The organism is Rhodococcus sp. UNC363MFTsu5.1, from assembly GCF_000686785.1.
GTDB classification, from domain to species: Bacteria; Actinomycetota; Actinomycetes; order Mycobacteriales; family Mycobacteriaceae; genus Rhodococcus_G; species Rhodococcus_G maanshanensis.
In genome coordinates this window covers 141,776-163,445 of record NZ_JMLO01000002.1, presented here as the reverse complement: position 1 = coordinate 163,445, position 21,670 = coordinate 141,776, and the positions used below count along the sequence as shown (strand labels likewise).

Sequence of the window (21,670 nt, the reverse complement as noted above, 5' to 3'; positions counted from 1 at the left end):
TAAGGGGTCAGTCTCGCTGGCCCGGAAGCAGACCCTGTTCGATCCGCTCGGTGAGGTCCCGCTTGAGATACAGCAGGTAGGCCCACACGGCAGCGAACAGCAGTCCCACCGCACCGATGGCGGGGTGCACCGCGAAGCCGGCGATCAGCGCGGCCTGCAACGCGAAGTTGTACCCCATCGCCCACGGCTTGCCCTGGACACCGCCGCCGAGAACCATCAACACCGCGAGTCCGACCAGGTAGACGCCAGACAGCCAGGTGACGCCACCACCTACCGTCGCCACCACCGGCAGCGCCAGCAGCACCACGATCGCTTCCAGGATCAGGGTGCCTGCGCACACTCCCCTGAAACCCTTCCACGGGTCGCTCACCGGGGGCCGGAAGCGCTGAGCGCCGCCTTCCGCGTCGCCCTCGGGTGTGCTCGATCCCTCAGGTGTACTCACGCCGGGTCCTTTCCGAACAGGGTGCGGGCCATGCCCGCGGTGACCACCGATCCGGTGACCACGACGCCCGCCCCCGATACTGCCTCACCGGGCTCGGCGACCTCCTCGGCCAGTCCGATGGCGGTCTCGAGTGCGTCCGGGAGCGTCTGCGCCACGACCACGCGTTCGTCGCCGAACCGGGCCACCGCCAGGTTGGCGAGTTCCTCGACATCCATGCCGCGCGGCGATCCGTTGTGCGTCACGACGATCTCGTCGAACACCGGTTCCAGCGCGGTCAGGATCCCGGCCACGTCCTTGTCCCCCATCACCGCGACGACGCCGACCAGCTTGCGGAAGTCGAACTCCGCGACGAGCGCGGCGGCCAGCGCCTTCGCCCCGTGCGGGTTGTGCGCGGCGTCCAGGAAGACCGTCGGCGCGCTGCGCACCCGCTCGAGGCGTCCCGGGTTGGTCACCGAGGCGAAGCCCTCACGGATCGCGTCGATGTCGAGCTGGCGGTCCGCGCCGGCCCCGAAGAACGCTTCCACCGCGGCGAGCGCGAGCGAGGCGTTGCGGGCCTGATGCTCGCCGTGCAGCGGCAGGAAGATGTCGCTGTAGACCCCGGACAGGCCCTGCAGTTCCAGTTGCTGTCCGCCGATGGCGATCCGGCGGGCCAGCACCTTGAACTCGGAGCCCTCGCGGGCCACCGCGGCGTCGGCCTCGACGGCCCGGCGCAGCAGGACCTCGGTCACCTCCGGGGTCTGCTCCGCGAGGATCGCGACGGTGTCGCGCGGCACCAGCGACTCGGGCGCCTTCTTGATGATCCCGGCCTTCTCGGCGGCGATCCCGGCGATGTCACTGCCGAGGAACTCGACGTGGTCGAGCCCGATGGGCGTGATCACCGCCACCTGGCCATCGATGACATTCGTTGCGTCCCAACGGCCGCCGAGCCCGGTCTCCACGACCGCGACATCCACCGGCGCCTCAGCGAAGGCCGCGAACGCCATCGCGGTGAGCACCTCGAACTTGCTCATCGCGGGGCCACCAGCCGCCTGGGACTGCGCGTCGATCATCTCGACGTACGGCGCCAGTTCGCGGTAGGTGTCCACGTACAGGCGCGGCGAGATCGGCCTGCCGTCGATGCTGATCCGCTCGGTGGCCAGCTGCAGATGCGGGCTGGTGGTCCGCCCGACCCGACGGTGCAGGCGCGTCATCAGCGCGTCGATCATCCGGGTGACCGAGGTCTTCCCGTTGGTGCCCGCGACGTGGATGGCGGGATAGCTGTGCTGCGGCGAGCCGAGCAGGTCCATCAGGGCCGCGATGCGGGCCGTGGAGGGCTCGATCTTGGTCTCGGGCCAGCGCTTGTCGAGTTCTGCCTCGACGAGCGCGAGCTCGGCCAGATCGACGGGCGAGGGCTGCGATCCCCCGTCCCACTTCTCGGGTGTCTCGGCGTTCACGCCTGACCCTTCAGATCCATGTCCTTGAGTCGGGCGGTGATCCGCTCGACCTCTTCCGCTGCCAGGGTCTGCCTGGCACGGATCTTGTCGACCACGTTGTCCGGTGCCTTGCCGAGGAACGCCTCGTTGGACAGCTTGGCCGCGGTGCCCGCGAGTTCCTTCTCGGCCGCCGCCAGGTCCTTCTCGAGGCGCTTGTGCTCGGCGACCAGGTCAACGGTGCCCGAGGTGTCCAGCTCGACGGTGACGGTGCCGCGGCTGAGCCGCACCTCCAGCGACGCGGTGGCCGCGAAGTCGTCTGCCGGGTCCGTGAGCTTGACCAGGGAGGCGACCGCGGTCTGCTTGCCGTCCAGGTCGGCCTCCGCGATCCCGCCGAGCCTCGCCGCCACCTTCTGACCGGGGTTCAGACCCTGATCGCTGCGGAACCTGCGGATCTCGGTGACGAGTCGCTGGACGTCCGCGATGCGCTGCGCGGCAACGGCATCGGCGCTCGCACCGGTCGCGGTCGGCCACTGGGCGATCACCACCGACTCCCCGCCGGTCAGCACCTTCCAGAGGGTCTCGGTGACGAACGGCATCACCGGGTGCAGCATGCGCAGCAGCGCGTCGAGGACGTTGCCGAGCACGGCCTTGGTGCCCTCGGCCTCGGGGCCCGCGAACTGCACCTTGGCCAGCTCGAGGTACCAGTCGCACACCTCATCCCACGCGAAGTGGTAGAGCGCGTCGCAGGCCTTGCCGAAGTCGTAGCGGTCGAACGCGGCGTCGACCTCCGCCCGGACCTGTTCGAGCCGGTCCAGGATCCAGCGGTCCGCATCGCTGAGCTCGGCGGGCAGCGGCGCGGGCGCAGCGCCGTTCATCAGGGCGAACTTGGTGGCGTTGAACAGCTTCGTGGCGAAGCTGCGCGAGGCCTTCGCGTGATCCTCACCGACGGAGAGGTCGCTGCCGGGGTTGGCGCCGCGGGCCAGCGTGAAGCGCAGCGCATCGGCGCCGAACTCGCGCACCCAGTCCAGCGGGTCGATGCCGTTGCCCTTCGACTTCGACATCTTCCTGCCGAACTCGTCGCGGACCAGGCCGTGCAGGAACACGTCCTTGAACGGCACCTGCGGACCGCTCTTACCCTCGCCCGAGGTGATCGCGTCGTCCTCGGAGACGAAGGTGCCGAACATCATCATCCGGGCCACCCAGAAGAACAGGATGTCGTAGCCGGTGACGAGAACGCTTGTGGGGTAGAACTTCTCGAGTTCCGGGGTCTTCTCCGGCCAACCCATCGTCGAGAACGGCCACAGCCCGGACGAGAACCAGGTGTCCAGGACGTCGGGGTCCTGCTCCCAGCCCTCGGGCGCGGTCTCGTCGGGTCCGACACAGCGGACCTCCCCCTCGGGGCTGTACCAGATCGGGATGCGGTGGCCCCACCACAGCTGACGCGAGATGCACCAGTCGTGCATGTTGTCGACCCAGCCGAACCAGCGCGGCTCCAGGCTGGCGGGGTGAATCGTGGTGTCGCCGTTACGGACCGCGTCGCCCGCCGCCTTGGCGAGCTCCTCGACCTTGACCCACCACTGCAGCGAGAGCCGAGGCTCGATGGACTCACCGCTGCGCTCGGAGTGTCCGACGCTGTGCAGGTAGGGACGCTTCTCGGCGACGACCCGACCCTGCTCGGCCAGTGCCTCACGCACCTTCACGCGGGCCTCGAACCGGTCCATGCCGTCGAACTGCGTTCCAGTGTCGGCGATCTTGCCGGTCTTGTCCATGATCGTGGGCATCGGCAGGTTGTGCCGCAGGCCCATCTCGAAGTCGTTGGGGTCGTGCGCGGGGGTGATCTTGACCGCACCGGTGCCGAACTCCGGGTCGACGTAGTCGTCGGCGATGATCGGGATCTGCCGCCCGGTGATGGGGTGCTCGAGGGTGGTGCCCAGCAGGTGCTGGTAGCGCTCGTCGTCGGGGTGCACCGCGACCGCGGTGTCGCCCAGCATCGTCTCCACGCGGGTGGTGGCCACGATCACGTGCGGCTCGTTGTCGTCGAGCGAGCCGTAGCGGAGCGACACCAGTTCGCCCTCGACGTCCTCGAACTTGACCTCGATGTCGGAGATGGCGGTCTGCAGCACCGGCGACCAGTTGACCAGGCGCTCGGCCCGGTAGATCAGGCCCGCGTCGTACATCCGCTTGAAGATGGTCTGGACGGCGCGCGAGAGGCCCTCGTCCATGGTGAACCGGTCGCGGCTCCAGTCGACGCCGTCGCCGAGTCGGCGCATCTGACCGCCGATGGTGCCGCCGGACTCGCGCTTCCAGTCCCAGACCTTGTCGATGAACAGCTCGCGTCCGAAGTCTTCCTTCGTCTTGCCGTCCGCCGCGAGCTGCTTCTCCACCACGTTCTGGGTGGCGATGCCCGCATGGTCCATGCCGGGCAGCCAGAGCACCTCGTAGCCCTGCATGCGCTTGCGACGCGAGAGCACGTCCATCAGGGTGTGGTCGAGGGCGTGGCCCATGTGCAAGCTGCCGGTCACGTTCGGCGGCGGGAGCACGATCGAGTAGCCGGGCTTGTCGCTGGTCGGGTCCGCCGTGAAGTAGCCGGCGTCCACCCAACCCTCGTACAATTCCTGCTCTACCGCGCTGGGGTCCCAGCTCTTCGGGAGGGCGTCGGCGGGGTTCATGGGGTCCTGCGGCACGGCACTGGTCACCCGGTGATTCTAGAGAACCCGCGGGCTCCCCCGACACCGCCGTCCGGTCAGCGCGGCGCCCGCCACATCGCCCACAGCGTCGGGCCACCGTTCGGGATGACGATCTCGCCCGTCACCTCGAAGCCGAATCGCTCGTAATAGGGGACGTTCGACGCCTTGCTCGACTCCAGATAGGCGGGCGCGTGCTCCGCGTCGCACCGGGCCAATCGGGAGTTCATCAGCGCTTTGCCGTGACCAGCGCCACGCGCCGAGGGGTCGGTACCGATGGTGCTGAGATACCAGTGCGGCTCCTCCGGGTGTGCCTTCTCGACCGTCCCGGCGAACTCCGCCCCCACCATGATCCGGTTGCCGAAAGCGCGGATCAGTCCGGGTAGCGCGCGTAACTGGCTCAGCGCCGACTGCCGCCAGCGTCCCGGCGGGTCCCACATGGTGGCCCCGGCCACGGACCCGTCCGGCGCGAGCGCCACCTCGACGCCGCCGAGCGGGAAGTGGTGGTGTCGGATGAGCGTCTCGAAGAGCCGCGGCAGCCCGGCCCGGCGCGAGCCGATATCCGGCCACATCCATTCCATGACCGGGTCGTCCTCGAAGGCCGCGGCCAGCACGCCCCCGGCAGCGGCGACGTCGGAGCGGGCGGCGGGTCGAACCGTGACGGCGGCCATGCCGTGACGCTACCGCCCCGGAGAGCGACTGTCCGGCCGGTCCGTACGTTGTAGGCATGACGGCGGCATGGATGTTCCTGGCGGTGGCCATCTGCGCGGAGGTACTCGCGACGAGTCTGCTGACCCGGACGGAGGGCTTCCGACGGCCCGGCCCGACCGCGGTCGTCCTCGGCCTGTACGGCGTGGCGCTGTACTGCCTGTCGCTGACCCTGCGCACCCTCGACGTCGGTGTGGCGTACGCCGTCTGGGCAGGTGTCGGCACCGCCGCGATCGCCGCGATCGGGATGCTGGTCCTGCGCGAACCCCGGTCCGCAGGCCGAATACTCGGCATCACCCTGGTGGTGGCCGGCGTGGTCGCGCTCAACCTGGACGGTGTCGGATGAGCGACCGCAGGCGGGCGTGGGCCTTCCTCGCCGCGGCGATCACCTGCGAGATCCTCGCCACGGTGTTCCTCGGCAGCACGGAGGAGTTCAGTCGGCCGTTGCCGACGATCGCCGTTCTGCTCGGCTACGCCACCTCATTCGCCTGCCTGGCCCAGGCGCTGCGGTCGCTGCCGGTGAGCCTGGCGTATGCGCTCTGGTCCGGGATCGGGACCGCAACGGTTGCGATGATCGGCATCGCGTTCCTCGGCGAACAGGCATCGGCGGCGAAGTTCCTCGGGCTCGCGCTGATCATCGCGGGCGTGGTGATCCTGAACATGAAGCAGCCGGCGCCTACCGCCGGACGGGGAGGGTGAGGGCGTGCTGTCCGATCGCGTTGTGGATGTGCATGATCGCCCCGGCGAGCATCTCGTGACGCCAGAGTCCGGCGGTCTTGAACTGGTGGTGCAGGACGCACAGGCACTGCAGGTTGGTGCGGATGGTCCAGCCACCGCGAATCGGGTCACCCCGCCTGAACGGGACGACGTGGTCGATCTGGCAGTCGGCGGCTGCGATCAGGCAGTCGGGATGACGGCAGGTGCCATCGCGCAACCGAATGGCGGCGGCGAGTAGGTCGCTGGGTCGGTAGGTCAAGGCCCCCGGTGGCGGCTGCGTGAATCCGCCGTGACCGTCCGGGAACGCTGCGACGAGCCCTGCGGGGTCGTTCTGAATGGTGCGGCACAGGCCGTCGATGGCATCGGCCGACGAGACGATCCCCGGCTGTGGAAGTTTGCGGGCGGGTAGGGCGATTGCGCCCGCGGGCAGGGGCCGGCTCGCGCGCACCAACAGGCCGGCTTCGGAAATCGGCTCGGTCTCGGCATCCGCGGCAGTGCGCGGATCCGGCGGGCCGGTTGGATCTGGCGGGTCCGGTTCGTACGCTTCGGGTGCCGCCCTGTTGCCGGCTGACGAGTGGCCCGATTCCGCGTTGACCGACTTGGGCGGCATTCCCGGCATCTCGGCGGATTCGGTCACGCAGTCGGCGCTGTCAGTGCGATCGGCGTCGTCGCCGAACTCGTGTTGCAGGCGGTCGAGCGCCTGTGTGGCGCAGTCGATGATGGCCTGCCAGGTGGCGTCCCCTGCGATGGCGCGGGCCTGCCCGGCATCGAGGTACCCGTAGCCCTCGAGGTAGGCGGGGTTGTCGGCGAGACCGAGCAGCGTCTCCAGCCCGCACGAGATTCTCAGATTGACCTGCGCGCCTTCGGGTTCACAGTTGCGAGTGGCCGCGCAATTCCGGTCGCCGCATTCGCAGATCAGGACACTCCCGCCGCGCATCAGCACCATGAACGCGTCCGCACACCGAACATCGAGGGGGCGCGGATCGGCCCGGCACACCGTCTTGGCAACCTTCACGATCAGGCCCGTGGCCGCCGCCAACTGGGTCGCCGTCAACGTCACCGACAGCACACCCATCCCGTGAGGTAGGCGGCGGGAGCGAACCTTGCGCTTGGCCTCGGCCTCGTCGCGGGTACGTTCCGCCCAGGCGGCGTCGTCCTCGATCAGCAACCGGTCGATCTCGATTCCGAGCGGGGTTGGTGCGAGTCGTCGTGCGGCGGAGAGGATGTCGGCGTCGAGGCGCAGCACCGCAGCGGTGGCGGCCTTACGGGTGTGCTCGTCGATCACCCGGATCTTCGCCAGCGACACCTCCCCGGCGGCGAAGGCCTCCCGAATCTCGGGCATCCGTTCGAGGGTGAACCCGAGTCGCATCAGCGACGACACCGATCTGAAGGTGCTCGACAACGCCAGCGCGACCTCCGCGATCGCGGACCGCTCCGCCTGCTCGGTATCGAATCCGGCACCGGGAGCCCGATGGTCGAAGGTGCCACGAGAGTTGGTGTAGTCCATGATCTGCGCGATCAGCCGGGCTGCCGCCGCATTCTCGGCGCGTGAGGTCTCGGCGATCGCGTCGAGCAGGCACCGCTCATGATCGGTCACCATCGAACCAGCCAAGTCCATCACCCCCGAGAGGGGCGAGAACATATGTTCGATTCTACTCGAGAACGGCCCGCGCGCACGGGATTTGCGGAACTCCGGACTATTGGATTCGAATGATGACGCCGACGCCGCGATACCTTGGATACGACGCCCTCGGGAGCCATGACGGCAATCCCGCCATCATCGGGCGGCGGCACGCCGTTCCTGCCGCCGGTCGCCGAAAACGTGCCGCTCGACCTGCTCGAGATCAGGACGTTCGGCTTGCGTGATCTACGAGCGCTACCGGCGCGTTCGCCGTCGCTGGGACTGACACCTCCAACAGCGCCGCCAACAGCGGAGAAATGACGTCAACATCATTGAGCTTTCGACTGGCTCGTAGATGCTGTAGGCATGACGAATCGGTTGGTTGGAATCACGATCGACTGCGCGGACCCCGCACGGCTGGCATCGTTCTGGAGCGCAATGCTCGACATTGCGGAGTCGGACGATCACGGCGACGACCGCGGATGGGCCACCGTGGGATCTCGCCTTGACGGCCAGCCGCGCCTGACCTTCCAACGAGTTCCGGAACCCAAAACCGGTAAGGTCCGCATTCACCTCGACATTCAGGTCGAAGATATCGACGCAGGCCGCCACCGTGTCGAAAGCCTGGGCGGCCGCTGGGCCGGCGTGCGTCACGACTACGACGATGGAACCGTGATGGTGATGCACGATCCAGAGGATCACGAGTTCTGCATCGTCCAGTTCTACAACTGAAATTCCGGGTAACCCCACGGATTGACAACACCAGAGGGAGACGCCCCTTGCCGCCGTGTGCGCGGCGATCAGCCGAACTCGGCGGGACGCTGAATTGCCGCTACGCGATGATTGCAAGATGACCTCACGCGCCACGGACGAGCAGCGACTGCTCGAGATCGTCTTGGCGAATCCCGTGTGCCGCCGGATCGTGGATCAGGCGGACCACCTCGGCGTGGAGGACTGGTACCTCACTGCAGGCGGGGTATTCCAGACGGTCTGGAATCACCTCGACGGCCGCGATCTGCGGGCCGGCATCAAGGACTACGACCTGTTCTATTTCGACGGGTCCGATCTGAGCTACGCCGCCGAGGACAGTGTCATCAAGAGGGCCGAGATCTTGTTCCGCGACATCGACGAAGTTGTCGAGGTCCGCAACGAGGCACGCGTACACCTCTGGTACGAGGAGCATTTCGGCGTTCCGGCCACGCCCTTCACGAACAGCGCGGATGCTATCGACCACTTCGCGTCCACCACGTGCTGCTTCGGCATCACACGAAAGGCCGGCACAGATCCCCAGGTCTACGCCCCTCACGGTTTCGACGATCTCTTCAACATGGTGGTGCGCCCCAACCCGGTGATGGCGCCCCGGGAGGTTTACGAAACGAAGGCCGACCGATGGCAAGCGGAGTGGCCACGGCTGACGGTCCTTCCGTGGCCGGATCGGTGACCCCGTTGCCGCCGGGCTTCAGGGCGGCACCGGAGCCTGCATCGGTCGCTACCTTCGCCGCTTCCGTCTCTGTTGCGCAGGCTTCGGCCGGGTGGCCGGTCGAGCACCTGGTTTGGGCGCAGTGACCACGCGCTGTTCGGCAACCTCTCGCTGTTTCGCGGCTTCTTCCCTGTCGATGCGAGTGAACACGAGGTGCTGCTGGCCATAGGTCCAGATGTTGTTGCTCACCCAGTACAGCAAGATCGCGATCATCAGGAATGGCCCGCCGACCAGGACGCCGAGAGGGAAGACCCACAGCATCAGCTTGTTCATGATCGCCGACTGCGGGTTGGCTGCCGCTTCCGCACTCTGCCGTTTCACCGATGCCCTCGCGTTGAAGTGCGTGGCAAGGCTCGCGAGCACCATCAGAGGGATCGCCACCGCGGCAATCGTGGCCACGGTCGGGACTCCGCCGTACGGAGCAAACGACGCCAACGTGCTCTGCGGACTGGTGACCGCCACGGAGATCGGTGCACCGAACAGGCGAGCACTCAGAAACGACTGCACATCAGCGGCGCTGAAGAAGTAGTTCGGAGTGTTGGCGTTGGCCTCGGGAGTCATGCCGAGGTTGCCCAGTCCGGTCCCGGTTCGATTGAACGAACGCAACACGTGATAGAGCCCGAGGAACACCGGTGCCTGAACCAGTGCAGGCAGGCACCCCATCAGCGGATTGAACCCGTGCTCCTTCTGCAGCTTCTGCATCTCGGTCGCCTGGCGTTGCCGGTCACCGGCGTACTTCTTCTGTAGGGCCTTGATCTGCGGTTGCAACTCCTGCATCTGGCGGGTCGTACGGACCTGTTTGATCGCGGGCTTTATCAGCAAGACACGGAGGGTGAAGACCAGGAACACCACGGCCAGCGCCCAAGCGAATCCATTGTCGGGGCCAAGAACCGAGCCGAACGCCTTGTGCCAGAACCACAAGATCGCGGATACGGGGTAGTAGATGAAGTCGAGCATTCGAGTACCTCTTTGCTGCACGACGCAGCGTCACACGGCATCGTGCGAGTGGGAGTTGACGCCCTGATCCTCTGCGGATCACTCAGGCGTGGAAGGACGGTCGACCGAGGCGCTCGCGCAGCGTCAGTGCAGCGCGGCGGCCAGGACCTGTCCGGGTGCTCGAGGTCGGCGGGGCCGGCCGGGGGTGTCCGGGGCGCTCTGACGACGGAACGCGCCCCGCAGGCGCTGCTCGTCCCGTGATGGGCCCGTGGTCGGCTCGGTCAGCGAGCGCAGTTGGGACAGCGAGCCTTGTCCGGCCACTGCGAGCAGAAGAACGATCGCAATCGCGGCGCCGACAACCGCGGTCGGCCCGTCCATCGCTGTTGTCGTGGCAACTACCAACGTCAGCACGGCCACCCACGTGAGCTGAACAAGATTCAGCCTCCGCGTGAGTAGTGACCACATCCATGCCATGCGACAAAGCGTACCGAGTGAACCCCGCGCATACAGCTTGTCGCATCCCGAGAGCCACACGCCGATCGGTACTAACCTTCCCCCTATGCGCGCAGTCGTGATCACCAAGCATGGGGACGCCGACGTCCTCCAGGTCCAGGAACGCCCCTCGCCGACGCTCCGCCCCGGCGCGGTCCGCATCGACGTCCGGGCCGCGGGCGTCAATTTCGCCGACGTAATGGCCCGGCTCGGCCTGTACGCCGACGCCCCGCCGCTGCCGAGCATCGTCGGCTACGAGGTCGCGGGCACGATCGGCGAGGTCGCCTCGGACGTGGTCGGCCTTGCCGTCGGCGACCGGGTGGTCGCGGGCACGAGGTTCGGCGGCTACGCGGAGGAGGTGGTTGCCGATGCCCGAGACGTCATCGCGCTGCCGGATTCGCTGACCTTCGAGCAGGGCGCCGCCATCCCCGTCAACTATGCGACAGCGTGGGCCGGCCTGGTCGGCTACTCGAACCTCCTTGAGGGAGAGCGTGTCCTGATCCAGGCGGCGGCCGGTGGCGTCGGGATCGCGGCGACGCAGATCGCCAAACACCGCGGCGCCGAGGTCTACGGCACCGCCTCACCGGGCAAGCACGATGCCATCCGCGGCTTCGGTGTGGACGTGGCGCTGGACTACCGGAAGCCCGGATGGGACAGCGGACTCCCGCCGATGGACGTGATCATGGATGCGATCGGCGGCGAATCGCTGCGACGAAGCTACGGCCTCTTGCGTCCCGGCGGCAGGCTCGTCGCCTTCGGGGCCAGCTCGGTTGTCGCGGGCGACAAGCGAAACCTGCTGCGGGCCGCGCCGCAGGCCCTGCGCATGATGCGGGGCTTCAACCTCATCGACCAGATGAGCGAGTCCAAGGCGGTGATCGGACTCAACATGCTGCGGCTGTGGGACGACCGCGGCACCCTCGAGCCCTGGATCACCCCGTTGCGCGAGCTGATCGAGAACGGCGTCGTGGCGCCGGTGGTGTCCGACGCGGTCCCGTTCGCCAACGCGCCAGAGGCCCATCGAATCCTGACCGAACGTCGCAACGTCGGAAAGGTCGTGCTGGTCCCCTAGCGCGTCGGGCGAACCCTCGTCAGGACTACTTGGTGAGCAGCGGAGCGATCCGCGGCGGGATGTTCTCCAGCGCGTACGGCAGCGACAGGACGGTGCTCCAGGTCATCGCCTCGGCGGCCTCGTCCTCGAGGATGATCGTGCGGCCCTCCTTGACGACGTTCAGCTCCTGGTAGACCGGCGTCTTGTCGAGCTCGGCCCGCAGCTTGTCGCCGTAGCCGCCACCCGCGTACCAGACCAGCAGGTCGGCGTCCGCGAGCGAGAGCTGCTCCGTGCTGATCGGGGCGAAGTTCGTCGTCGTGATCTGCTGCGTGACAGGCGGATTGACGAAGCCGAGCTCGGTGAAGAAGCGGACCTTCGGGTCCTCAGGGCCGTAGACCCCGAACTGGCCCGGACCCTTGAGCGCGCCAACGATCACCGTCTTGCCCGCGAAGGCGGGGTTGGCGGCCGCGACATCGGTGAACTGCTTCTCGACGGAGGCCACCAGCTCCTTCGCCTTGTCCTGCTTGCCGAGCGCCTCGCCGATGATCCGGGTCTGGTCCTGCCACGGCACGCCGTAGTCGGCGAACTCCTTGGGCTGCGCGACGGTCGGCGCGAGCGCGCTGAGCTTGTTGTACTGGTCCTTGGTCAGGCCCGAGTAGGTGCCGACGATCAGATCCGGACCGGTGGCGGCCACCTTCTCGACGTCGATCCCGGTGTTCGCGCTGCCGATGATCGCGGGGGTCGCCCCGGCGAGCAGTCCCTGCGCCCATGGCCACACGGCATTCGGGTAGTTGCCGTACCAGTCGAAAACGCCGACCGGGGTGGAGCCGAGCGCAAGGAGCGCGTCCTGGTCGTTGTATCCGACGCTGACAACGCGCTGCGGGTCGAGCGGCACCTGGGTCTCGCCGTACTTGTTGCCGATGGTCGCGCCGGTGCCCGCCGACGCCGATCCGCCGTCACCGTCACTGCTGCAGGCAGCGGCGAACGCGAGCAGCGCGCCCGACGTTCCGATCAGAAATCCCCGCCGCGTCAACTTCCCGACGTCTGCCATCGACTCTCCTCCATCGTCACCAAAGCTAGGTAAGGCTAGCCGAAATAGTAGGCAGAGTGGGTCACCCTCCTGTCGGCGGGCCCGCCGCAAGGCCACTATGTAGGCATGACTCGCAAGGGACCCGACCGCGACATCGACGAATCCGAGCTGGTCGTCACGCACAGCAAGGACCACGCCGCGGGTGTGCCCGCGGTGCTGGTGTCCCTGCAACGCGGTCTCGAACAGATGGGGGCCGTCCGCACCGCCCGGACCCTGGCCCGGCTCAATCAGCGGCACGGTTTCGACTGTCCCGGCTGCGCCTGGCCCGAGACGCCGGGACACCGCAAGCCCGCGGAGTTCTGCGAGAACGGCGCCAAGGCCGTGGCCGAGGAGGCGACGCTGCGCCGCGTCGGTACCGAGTTCTTCGCCGAGCACTCGGTGGCGGAGCTGGCCGAGAAGACCGACTACTGGCTCGGACAGCAGGGACGCCTGACGCACCCGATGGTGCTCCGCGAGGGCGCGACCCACTACACCCCGATCGGATGGGACGAGGCCTACCGACTGATCGCCGACCACCTGCGCGCGCTGCCCAGCCCCGACCGGGCGGTGTTCTACACCTCCGGTCGCACCAGCAACGAGGCCGCCTTCCTCTACCAGCTGATGATCCGTAGCTTCGGCACCAACAACCTGCCCGACTGCTCCAACATGTGCCACGAATCATCCGGCAGCGCACTGACCGAATCGATCGGGATCGGCAAGGGCTCGGTGACGGTGCCGGACCTCGAGTACGCCGACCTGATCCTCATCGCAGGCCAGAATCCCGGCACCAACCACCCCCGCATGCTCTCCACCCTGGAGAAGGCAAAGGCGAACGGCGCCAAGATCATCGCGGTGAACCCGCTGCCCGAGGCCGGGCTGCGCCGGTTCAAGGACCCGCAGAAGGTGGGCGGTGTGATCGGGCGCGGCGTCGACATCGCCGACGAGTTCCTGCAGATCCGCCTCGGCGGCGACATGGCCCTGTTCCAGGGGCTCGGGCGGCTGCTGCTCGAGGCCGACGACGCGGACCCCGGCTCGGTGGTGGACCGCGCCTTCGTCGAGCAACACTGCGCGGGCTTCGCCGAGTACGAGAAGAACGTGCGCGCCGTGGATCTCGACGTCGTCCTCGAGGCCACCGGCCTCACGATGACGCAGCTGCGCGAGACCGCCAACGCGTTGGCCCGTTCCGAACGGACGATCGCGTGCTGGGCGATGGGCCTGACCCAACAGACGCACGGGGTCGCGACCATCCAGGAGATCACCAACCTGCTGCTGATGCGCGGCATGATCGGCAAGCCCGGCGCGGGCGTCTGCCCGGTGCGCGGGCACTCCAACGTCCAGGGTGACCGCACGATGGGCATCTGGGAGAAGATGCCGGACTCGTTCCTCGACGCACTGGACCGCGAGTTCTCCATTGTCAGCCCGCGAAAGCACGGCTGGGACACCGTCGCCGCCATCCGCGGCATGCGCGACGGCAAGGGTGCCGTGTTCATGGCGATGGGCGGCAACTTCATCCGGGCCACCCCGGACACCGAGGCCACCGAGGCCGCGCTGCGGTCGTGCGCACTCACAGTCCAGGTCTCGACCAAGCTCAACGGCTCCCACGTGGTGACCGGCGCCACCGCGGTCATCCTGCCCACCCTCGGCCGCACCGACAAGGACATCCAGGCGAGCGGGAAACAGATGGTGTCCGTGGAGGATTCGATGTCGATGGTGCACCTCTCGCGGGGCAGCCTCACACCGATCAGCGATCAGTTGCGCAGCGAGGTCGCGATCGTCTGCGAGCTCGCGGAGCACCTGCTCGGCGCCGACCACTCGGTGCCGTGGGCGCATTTCAGGGGGGACTACGACCGCATCCGCGACTCGATCTCGCGGGTGGTGCCCGGCTGCGAGAACTACAACGAGCGGGTCCGCAGGCCCGACGGGTTTCAGCTGCCGCACCCGCCCCGCGACCGGCGCGAGTTCCCCACCCGTACCGGCAAGGCCAACTTCACCGCGAGTCCGCTGCAGTGGCTGCCCACTCCCCCCGGCCGGTTGATCCTGCAGACCCTGCGCAGTCACGACCAGTACAACACCACCATCTACGGGCTCGACGATCGCTATCGCGGAGTGAAGGGTGGCCGCCGGGTGATCTTCGTGTCCGCGGCCGACCTCGCGGAACTGGGCATCGCCGATGGCGCGTCCGTGGACGTCGTCTCCGAGTGGACCGGCCCCGACGGCGTGCTGCAGGAGCGGCGGGTGCGGGACTTCAAGGCGGTCGAGTACAGCACGCCCAAGGGCAACGCCGCCGCCTACTACCCGGAGACCAACCCCCTCATCCCGCTCGATCACGTTGCCGCGAAATCGAATACACCGGTTTCCAAGGCGGTGCTGGTGCGGCTGGAACCGGCGGGGGCGCACTGATGGGTCGGGTCACCGCGCGCCGCCCGGTGCTGCGGATCACCGGACCGAGCGGGGATTCCACCGGCAGCACCAGCGTGCGCAGGCCGGACAGCCTGGCCGTGGAGGAACCGCTGGAGATCCGACTCGGCGGCCGATCGCTCTCGGTGACCATGCGCACCCCGGGGGACGACATCGACCTGGTGCACGGGTTCCTGCTGGGCGAGGGCATCATCGGTTCGGCGTCCGACGTCTCGGTCATCCGGTACTGCGACGGCGTCGACAGCGACGGCGCCAACACCTACAACGTCCTCGACGTCGCGCTCGCGCCCGGCGTCCCACCGCCGACCGGCGCCGATCGCCAGTTCCTGACCACCTCGGCCTGCGGCGTCTGCGGCAAGTCCTCGCTCGAGGCGGTCCGGGTCCGCTCGCGCTATGACCTCACGGCTCCCGGCCCGGTGGTGACGTCGTCGACCCTGGCGTCGATGCCCACGACCCTGCGCGCGCGGCAACGGGTCTTCGACTCGACGGGCGGCCTGCACGCCGCCGGGCTGTTCACCCCCGATGGCGCCATGCTCGCGATTCGCGAGGATGTGGGCAGGCACAACGCCGTCGACAAGGTGCTCGGCTGGGCGTTGACCGCCGGCCGGGTACCGCTGCGCGAGGCGATCCTCGTGGTCAGCGGGCGCGCCTCCTTCGAACTCGTACAGAAGGCCGTGGTCGCGGGGGTTCCGATGCTGGCCGCGGTGTCCGCACCGTCGTCGCTCGCCGTCGATCTCGCCACCGAGTCCGGGCTGAGCCTGGTCGGTTTCCTGCGCGGCGAGACCATGAACGTCTACAGCGGCGAGGCCCGGATCACGCCGGCCTGACGCCCCGCTCCGCCAACGGCACCACCCTGTGACGCTTCTCGCACCCTTTTATATACCCCCTAGGGTATAGTCGTTGCATACCTGACAGATACCCCATGGGGCATATCGAGGAGTTACGCATGACGAGCAACACAGCCGAGGTGGACAAAACCCGGTCAGCGGCGGCGGTCGGCGACGGCCCGCCGCCGGCGTCGCCTGGGGGAATCCTCGGCCGACTGGGCGCCACGATGGTCGGGCGCGCGCGCTGGGTGTTCGGCATCTGGCTGATCGCGCTGGTGGCGCTCGGCGCCGCCGCGCCGTCGGTGTTCACGTCGCTGGCTGGTGCCGGCTGGCAGGCCAACGGCTCGGAATCCGTGCAGGTCCGCGAGCTCGCCGAGGAGCACTTCGGCGGGAATTCCTCCGCCGCGGTGCAGGTCGTGGTGCACTCGGACACCCTCGCGGTCGCCGATCCGCAGGTGCAGCAGGTCCTCGCCGACGCGACAGCGGTGTTCGCCGATGATCAGCGTTTCGGCGAGGTCATCGCCCCGCAGCCCGGCATGTCCATCAGCCCGGACGGGCACACCGGCATCCTGATCGCGGGCGCGAACGCGAGCACCGACGACATGGTCAAGGCCGTCGACGAGCTCAAGGGAGAACTGGGCGCGCTGTCGACGGACGAGATCGAGGTCTACCCCACCGGCGCGTCGGCGCTCTGGAGCGACTTCAACAAGGCCAATCACGACGCGATGATCCAGGCGGAGATGCTCTCCTGGCCGGTGACGCTCGCGATCATGGTGCTGGCCTTCGGGTCACTGGTCGCCGCGGGACTGCCGCTGCTGCTGACCATGGCGGGCCTGATCGCCTCGGCGGGCGGGCTGGTCCTGCTCAACACGGTCACGCCGATCTCGGTGTGGGCCATGAACTTCGCGATGATGTTCGCCCTCGCGCTCGGCATCGACTACGCGCTGTTCATCGTGTCGCGATTCCGGGATGCGCTGAGCAAGAGCGGCGACCCGCGCGCGGCGGTCGCCGAGACGATGGACACCGCGGGCAAGGCCGTCGTCCTGTCGGGGTTGACCGTGCTCGTGAGCCTGTCCGCAGTGCTGCTGGTCCCCGCGCCCGCGGTCCGGACGATGGCCGTCGGCATCATGCTCGCCGTCACCTTCGTCCTCGCGGCCACCCTGACCCTGCTGCCCGCGGTGCTCGGCAAGCTCGGCACCAAGGTGAACGCAGGCTCGCTCCCCTACGCCAAGCGGCAGCAGCACCGCTCCCCGCGCTTCGCCGCGTGGGGCAACCTCCTGCACAGGCACCCGTGGCCGTTCGCGATCGGCTCGCTCCTGATCCTGATCGCGCTGTCACTGCCGGTGCTCGGCTTGAAGGTCGCGATGCCGTCGATCGAGGTGGTCCCCTCCGATGCGCCGGTCCGCCAGGGCTACGAACTCGTCCAGGCACAGCTGGGCGAAGGCGCACCAGGAATGCTGCAGATCATCGCCCCGGCGTCCGAGGCCGAGGCCACGGCGGGTGCCGCGGCCGCCGTCGACGGGATCGCGATGGTCACCCCACCGCAGCCTGCGATCGACGGCTCCGATCACGTGATGCTGCAGGCGATCCCGGGTGTCGATCCCTCCGACGAGGCGATGGGGTCGATCCTCACCCAGCTGCGGTCCGAGCTACCCGCTCAGGCCCTGGTCGGCGGCGCGCCTGCCGAGAACCTCGACCTGCAGCAGGCGCTGAACGACTACCTGCCCCTGATCGTCGGCATCATCCTGGTCCTCGGCTTCCTGCTGCTGCTGGTCGCGCTGCAGGCCCCGCTGATCGCCGTTCTCGGCACGGTGGTGAGCCTGCTCTCGACCGCCGCCGCGTTCGGGGTCGCCAAGCTGATCTTCCAGGACGGGCACGGGGCCGGCCTGCTCGGCTTCACCCCGCAGGGGTTCCTCGACGGCTGGGGGCCGGTGTTCTTCTTCGCGATGATCTTCGCCATCGCGATGGACTACACGGTGTTCCTGCTGTCCACCGCGAAGGAGCACTACGAGCGGTCCGGCGATCCGAAGGTCGCGCATGTGGACGGCCTCGCACACTCGGGCCGGGTGATCGCCGCCGCAGCGGCGGTGATGGTGGCGGTGTTCTTCACCTTCGCGCTCGCCGACCCGCTCCCGCCGAAGGAGATGGGCATCATCCTCGGCGTCGCCGTCCTGCTCGACGCGGTCCTCATCCGGCTCGTCCTGCTGCCGGTGCTGCTGCGGTTGACCGGGCACGCCGCCTGGTGGTCCCCCGTCTGGCTGCGCAGGGTGCTGCCGAACATCAGCTTCTCCCACGGCTGACCCGATTTCACGGAAGGAAATCCGACATGTCAACACTCCCCCGCCACCACGGCTGGACGGTCGAGCGACTGGTTCCGCTCCTGGGCGGCACCATGGTCCTGCTCAGCGTCGCGCTCACCCTCGCGTTGTCGTCGTGGTGGTTGATCCTCACCGGGTTCGTCGCCGCGAACCTGCTCCTCTACGCGGCCGTCGGATGGTGCCCGGCCAGCCTGCTGATGCAGCGACTGGGCGTGCGGCGACTCGACGACCGAATGTGAACACCCCGATCCAGAACGGAGACAACTCATGAACCTGGCACTGTCGACGACACTGCGGACCTCCTTCGCCGATGCGGTCGAGAAGACCCGAGAGGCCCTTCGGGAACAGGGCTTCGGCGTCCTCACCGAGATCGACATGCGCGCGACCCTCAAGGCCAAGCTCGACGTGGACATGGAGGACTACCTGATTCTCGGGGCCTGCAATCCGCCGCTTGCGCACCGCGCCGTCACCATCGACCGGCAGATCGGGTTGCTGCTTCCGTGCAACGTGATCGTTCGCTCCGATCCGGCCGCCGACGGCACCGTCACGGTGGAGGCGATGAATCCCGAGCTGATGGTGCAGGTCACGGGCGAACCCGCGCTCGAGGCCGTCGCCGAGGAGGCGGGCACCCGCCTGCGGGCCGCGATCGCCTCACTCGGCGACGCTTCCTGAGCCCCGCTGCTGCCGTCGACAGATCCAGTCGACGGCGGCGCGGTAGCCGTCCGCCCCGAGACCGCAGATCACACCGTCGGCGACCGGCGACACGAGCGACCGGTGCCGGAACACCTCGCGACCGTGGATGTTGCTGACGTGCACCTCCACCACCGGCACCCCGAGCGTGGCGAGTGCGTCGCGCAGCGCGACCGAGGTGTGCGAGTAGCCGCCCGGGTTGATCACCACCCCCGAGGCCCCCTCGCGGGCCTCGTGGATCCAATCGATCAGGACGCCTTCGTGATTGGACTGGCGGGCGTCGATCTCACGGCCGTACCCGGCGGCCGCCTCGCGGCACAGGGCCACCACATCGTCGAGGGTGGCGGGCCCGTACACCTCGGGCTGCCGCTGTCCGAGCAGGTTCAGGTTGGGTCCGTTGAGCACGAGGATCGGGCCTGCGGTCGCCATACGGGACACGCTAGCTCGCGGCAACCCCGACAGACGGAGAACGGCCGGTGGGAATCCCACCGGCCGTTCTCCTGTGTCGTTGTGCGGACTACGCCGACTTGTCGCGTCGTTCCGGCCGCTCGGGCTTGCGCGGGACGATCGTCGGCAGCACGTTGTCGTTGACCGTCTCGGCCGTCACGACCACCTTGGCGACGTCGTCGCGGCTCGGGATGTCGTACATCACCGGCAGCAGGACCTCTTCCATGATGGCGCGCAGGCCGCGGGCACCGGTGCCGCGCAGGATCGCCTGATCCGCGACCGCCTCGAGCGCGTCCGGCGAGAACTCGAGTTCCACCCCGTCCATGTCGAACAGTCGCGTGTACTGCTTGACCAGCGCGTTCTTCGGCTCCGACAGGATCTGCACGAGGGAGTCCTTGTCCAGGCTGGTCACCGAGGCCACGACCGGGAGACGGCCGATGAACTCCGGGATCAGGCCGAACTTGATCAGATCCTCTGGCATCACCTCGGCGAAGTGGTCCTGGGTGTCCAACTCCGCCTTGGAACGCACCTCCGCCCCGAAACCGATGCCGCGCTTGCCGACCCGATCGGAGACGATCCGCTCCAGCCCCGCGAACGCACCCGCCACGATGAACAGCACGTTGGTCGTGTCGATCTGGATGAATTCCTGATGGGGGTGCTTGCGGCCGCCCTGCGGGGGCACGCTCGCCTGGGTGCCCTCGAGGATCTTCAGCAGCGCCTGCTGCACACCCTCGCCGGACACGTCCCTGGTGATCGACGGGTTCTCGCTCTTGCGGGCGATCTTGTCGACCTCGTCGATGTAGATGATGCCGGTCTCGGCGCGCTTGACGTCGTAGTCCGCGGCCTGGATCAGCTTGAGCAGGATGTTCTCGACATCCTCGCCGACATAGCCCGCCTCCGTGAGCGCCGTCGCGTCGGCGATGGCGAACGGCACGTTCAGCATCTTCGCGAGCGTCTGCGCGAGGTAGGTCTTGCCGCAGCCGGTGGGGCCGAGCATGAGGATGTTCGACTTGGCCAGTTCCACGGTCTCGCCGCGGGCGTCGCGGCCCTTGTCGCCGGCCTGGATGCGCTTGTAGTGGTTGTAAACCGCGACAGCGAGCGTGCGCTTGGCCGCGTCCTGACCGATCACATAGTTCTCGAGGAAGTCGCGGATCTCGGCCGGCTTGGGCAGCTCATCGAGCTTGACCTCGCTCGACTCGGCCAGCTCTTCCTCGATGATCTCGTTGCACAGGTCGATGCACTCATCGCAGATATAGACCCCTGGTCCCGCGATGAGCTTCTTCACCTGCTTCTGACTCTTGCCGCAGAAAGAGCACTTCAGCAGGTCGCCGCCGTCACCGATGCGTGCCATCTCGTCAGGTCCCTACTTCCTTCTCAGCGTGGTGACCGTCCCCCACCCGTGTGTGAGTCGTCACGACCCACATCCCCTGGGCGGACAAAGCCCCTGATGTGACCGTACCCGTAGTTCCGGAACGAGGTCGACCAGTTGCCGATGATTCGACCCGGCGCGCAGCCGAGGCGAAGCTCCGACGACCGTGTCCCCCGATTCCGACCGGGGGTCCCAGCCTGACCGGTCGGCTCCCGGACACGCCGCATCCCTATGAACGCGGCGTGTCGCGAGCCAGACCGTCTCCCGTCGACCCGATGAGCCGACAGACCGTTACTTCTGCGCGGAGAGCTTCCGGTACTCCAGCACGTCGTCGATGATCCCGTACTCCTTGGCCTCCGCGGCCGTGAGGATCTTGTCGCGATCGGTGTCCTTGCGGATCACCTCGGCGTCCTTGCCGGTGTGCTTGCTCAGCGTCGACTCCATGAGCCTGCGCATCCGCTCGATCTCGGCGGCCTGGATCTCGAGATCCGAGACCTGGCCCTGGATGCCGCCCGTGGACGGCTGATGGATCAGCACACGCGCGTTCGGCAGCGCGAGGCGCTTACCGGGAGTGCCCGCGGCGAGCAGCACGGCCGCGGCCGAGGCCGCCTGGCCGAGGCACACCGTGGTGATGTCGGCGCGCACGTACTGCATCGTGTCGTAGATCGCCATCAGCGACGTGAACGAGCCGCCGGGCGAGTTGATGTACATCGTGATGTCGCGGTCCGGATCGAGCGACTCGAGCACGAGCAGCTGCGCCATCACGTCGTTGGCCGAAGCGTCGTCCACCTGCACACCGAGGAAGATGATGCGCTCCTCGAACAGCTTGTTGTACGGGTTCGACTCCTTGACGCCGTAGCTGGAGTGCTCGATGAACGAGGGCAGGATGTAGCGCGACTGAGCGCCGGCCGGTGCCTGGCCGCCGAGCGCACGGGGATCGAAGAGGTTGGTCATCAGTTCTCCAAGATGGTGTGGACGAGAGGTCGGAGGCG

At 68.0% G+C, this 21,670-nt stretch carries 22 protein-coding genes; 11 read left to right on the top strand and 11 right to left on the bottom strand.

All coding sequences use genetic code 11. The features are described from left to right. Nucleotides 1-7: 7 nt before the first annotated feature. The 4 genes from BR31_RS0104410 to BR31_RS0104395 all read right to left on the bottom strand — a co-directional run bounded on the left by BR31_RS0104410 (nt 8) and on the right by BR31_RS0104395 (nt 5,209). Nucleotides 8-442 (bottom strand): DUF4233 domain-containing protein, encoded by a 435-nt coding sequence (locus BR31_RS0104410; RefSeq protein WP_027499899.1) that lies wholly within the window; start codon nt 440-442, stop codon nt 8-10. After that, nucleotides 439-1,875 (bottom strand): bifunctional tetrahydrofolate synthase/dihydrofolate synthase, encoded by a 1,437-nt coding sequence (gene folC / locus BR31_RS0104405; RefSeq protein ID WP_027499898.1) that lies wholly within the window; start codon nt 1,873-1,875, stop codon nt 439-441. The genes BR31_RS0104410 and folC overlap by 4 nt, the downstream gene beginning before the upstream one ends. Beyond that, nucleotides 1,872-4,523, bottom strand: a complete 2,652-nt coding sequence (locus tag BR31_RS0104400) for a valine--tRNA ligase (RefSeq protein ID WP_442970196.1) — start codon at nt 4,521-4,523, stop codon at nt 1,872-1,874. Before BR31_RS0104400 ends, folC begins: the two co-directional genes overlap by 4 nt. Nucleotides 4,524-4,597: 74 nt before the next feature. Continuing rightward, complete coding sequence (locus BR31_RS0104395) at nt 4,598-5,209, bottom strand: GNAT family N-acetyltransferase (protein ID WP_027499896.1); 612 nt, start codon at nt 5,207-5,209, stop codon at nt 4,598-4,600. A gap of 56 nt (nt 5,210-5,265) precedes the next feature. Between BR31_RS0104395 and BR31_RS0104390 the strand changes: the two genes are divergently transcribed. Beyond that, a complete protein-coding gene (locus tag BR31_RS0104390) occupies nt 5,266-5,592 on the top strand; it encodes a DMT family transporter (RefSeq protein ID WP_027499895.1) in 327 nt (108 codons plus the stop codon). Next, the gene (locus BR31_RS0104385; RefSeq protein WP_027499894.1) at nt 5,589-5,945 is read left to right on the top strand and encodes a DMT family transporter; all 357 of its coding nucleotides are present in this window, start codon (nt 5,589-5,591) and stop codon (nt 5,943-5,945) included. Before BR31_RS0104390 ends, BR31_RS0104385 begins: the two co-directional genes overlap by 4 nt. Here the strand turns inward: BR31_RS0104385 and BR31_RS0104380 are convergent. Further along, on the bottom strand, nt 5,923-7,605 hold the full coding sequence (locus BR31_RS0104380) for an HNH endonuclease signature motif containing protein (protein ID WP_027499893.1): 1,683 nt from the start codon (nt 7,603-7,605) through the stop codon (nt 5,923-5,925). The two genes, BR31_RS0104385 and BR31_RS0104380, sit on opposite strands and share 23 nt — an antisense overlap. 117 nt (nt 7,606-7,722) lie before the next feature. Here BR31_RS0104380 and BR31_RS31365 point away from each other — a divergent pair, with 117 nt between their 5' ends. Genes BR31_RS31365 through BR31_RS0104370 form a run of 3 tightly spaced genes read left to right on the top strand, consistent with a single transcriptional unit; the run spans nt 7,723 to nt 9,025 of the window. Next, nucleotides 7,723-7,905: a hypothetical protein gene (locus BR31_RS31365; protein ID WP_197023549.1), complete on the top strand. Its 183-nt coding sequence runs from the start codon at nt 7,723-7,725 to the stop codon at nt 7,903-7,905. Between the two features lie 45 nt (nt 7,906-7,950). Then, nucleotides 7,951-8,316 (top strand): VOC family protein, encoded by a 366-nt coding sequence (locus BR31_RS0104375; protein WP_027499892.1) that lies wholly within the window; start codon nt 7,951-7,953, stop codon nt 8,314-8,316. A 55-nt stretch (nt 8,317-8,371) separates the two neighbouring features. After that, complete coding sequence (locus tag BR31_RS0104370; protein WP_231496373.1) at nt 8,372-9,025, top strand: nucleotidyltransferase family protein; 654 nt, start codon at nt 8,372-8,374, stop codon at nt 9,023-9,025. A 48-nt stretch (nt 9,026-9,073) separates the two neighbouring features. On the opposite strand, the gene yidC is transcribed toward BR31_RS0104370, so the two are convergent. Next, on the bottom strand, nt 9,074-10,021 hold the full coding sequence (yidC, locus tag BR31_RS27385) for a membrane protein insertase YidC (RefSeq protein ID WP_081830314.1): 948 nt from the start codon (nt 10,019-10,021) through the stop codon (nt 9,074-9,076). Between the two features lie 123 nt (nt 10,022-10,144). Continuing rightward, complete coding sequence (locus BR31_RS0104360) at nt 10,145-10,474, bottom strand: DUF6412 domain-containing protein (RefSeq protein WP_027499890.1); 330 nt, start codon at nt 10,472-10,474, stop codon at nt 10,145-10,147. Between the two features lie 85 nt (nt 10,475-10,559). Here BR31_RS0104360 and BR31_RS0104355 point away from each other — a divergent pair, with 85 nt between their 5' ends. After that, nucleotides 10,560-11,561, top strand: a complete 1,002-nt coding sequence (locus BR31_RS0104355) for a zinc-binding dehydrogenase (RefSeq protein ID WP_027499889.1) — start codon at nt 10,560-10,562, stop codon at nt 11,559-11,561. 25 nt (nt 11,562-11,586) lie between these two features. Here BR31_RS0104355 and BR31_RS0104350 read toward each other — a convergent pair whose 3' ends face one another. Further along, complete coding sequence (locus BR31_RS0104350; protein WP_027499888.1) at nt 11,587-12,591, bottom strand: iron-siderophore ABC transporter substrate-binding protein; 1,005 nt, start codon at nt 12,589-12,591, stop codon at nt 11,587-11,589. A gap of 105 nt (nt 12,592-12,696) precedes the next feature. On the opposite strand from BR31_RS0104350, the gene BR31_RS0104345 reads away from it, so the two are divergent. The 5 genes from BR31_RS0104345 to BR31_RS0104325 all read left to right on the top strand — a co-directional run bounded on the left by BR31_RS0104345 (nt 12,697) and on the right by BR31_RS0104325 (nt 18,844). Further along, nucleotides 12,697-15,009, top strand: coding sequence for an FdhF/YdeP family oxidoreductase (locus tag BR31_RS0104345; protein WP_027499887.1), 2,313 nt, complete (start codon nt 12,697-12,699; stop codon nt 15,007-15,009). Next, complete coding sequence (fdhD, locus tag BR31_RS0104340; RefSeq protein WP_027499886.1) at nt 15,009-15,854, top strand: formate dehydrogenase accessory sulfurtransferase FdhD; 846 nt, start codon at nt 15,009-15,011, stop codon at nt 15,852-15,854. Before BR31_RS0104345 ends, fdhD begins: the two co-directional genes overlap by 1 nt. A gap of 119 nt (nt 15,855-15,973) precedes the next feature. Next, entirely contained in the window at nt 15,974-18,154 is a 2,181-nt protein-coding gene (locus tag BR31_RS0104335) for an MMPL family transporter (protein ID WP_027499885.1), read from the top strand. 26 nt (nt 18,155-18,180) lie between these two features. Next, nucleotides 18,181-18,411 carry a YgaP family membrane protein gene (locus BR31_RS0104330; protein ID WP_027499884.1) on the top strand — a complete coding sequence of 77 codons (231 nt, stop codon included), beginning with the start codon at nt 18,181-18,183 and terminating at the stop codon, nt 18,409-18,411. Nucleotides 18,412-18,439: 28 nt separating this feature from the next. Next, nucleotides 18,440-18,844: a DUF302 domain-containing protein gene (locus tag BR31_RS0104325; RefSeq protein WP_027499883.1), complete on the top strand. Its 405-nt coding sequence runs from the start codon at nt 18,440-18,442 to the stop codon at nt 18,842-18,844. Here BR31_RS0104325 and aroQ read toward each other — a convergent pair. The 3 genes from aroQ to BR31_RS0104310 all read right to left on the bottom strand — a co-directional run bounded on the left by aroQ (nt 18,824) and on the right by BR31_RS0104310 (nt 21,632). Further along, nucleotides 18,824-19,291, bottom strand: coding sequence for a type II 3-dehydroquinate dehydratase (gene aroQ / locus BR31_RS0104320; RefSeq protein WP_027499882.1), 468 nt, complete (start codon nt 19,289-19,291; stop codon nt 18,824-18,826). The two genes, BR31_RS0104325 and aroQ, sit on opposite strands and share 21 nt — an antisense overlap. A gap of 88 nt (nt 19,292-19,379) precedes the next feature. After that, the gene (clpX, locus tag BR31_RS0104315) at nt 19,380-20,660 is read right to left on the bottom strand and encodes an ATP-dependent Clp protease ATP-binding subunit ClpX (RefSeq protein WP_027499881.1); all 1,281 of its coding nucleotides are present in this window, start codon (nt 20,658-20,660) and stop codon (nt 19,380-19,382) included. Nucleotides 20,661-20,969: 309 nt separating this feature from the next. Next, nucleotides 20,970-21,632 (bottom strand): ATP-dependent Clp protease proteolytic subunit, encoded by a 663-nt coding sequence (locus BR31_RS0104310; protein WP_027499880.1) that lies wholly within the window; start codon nt 21,630-21,632, stop codon nt 20,970-20,972. Nucleotides 21,633-21,670: the final 38 nt, after the last annotated feature.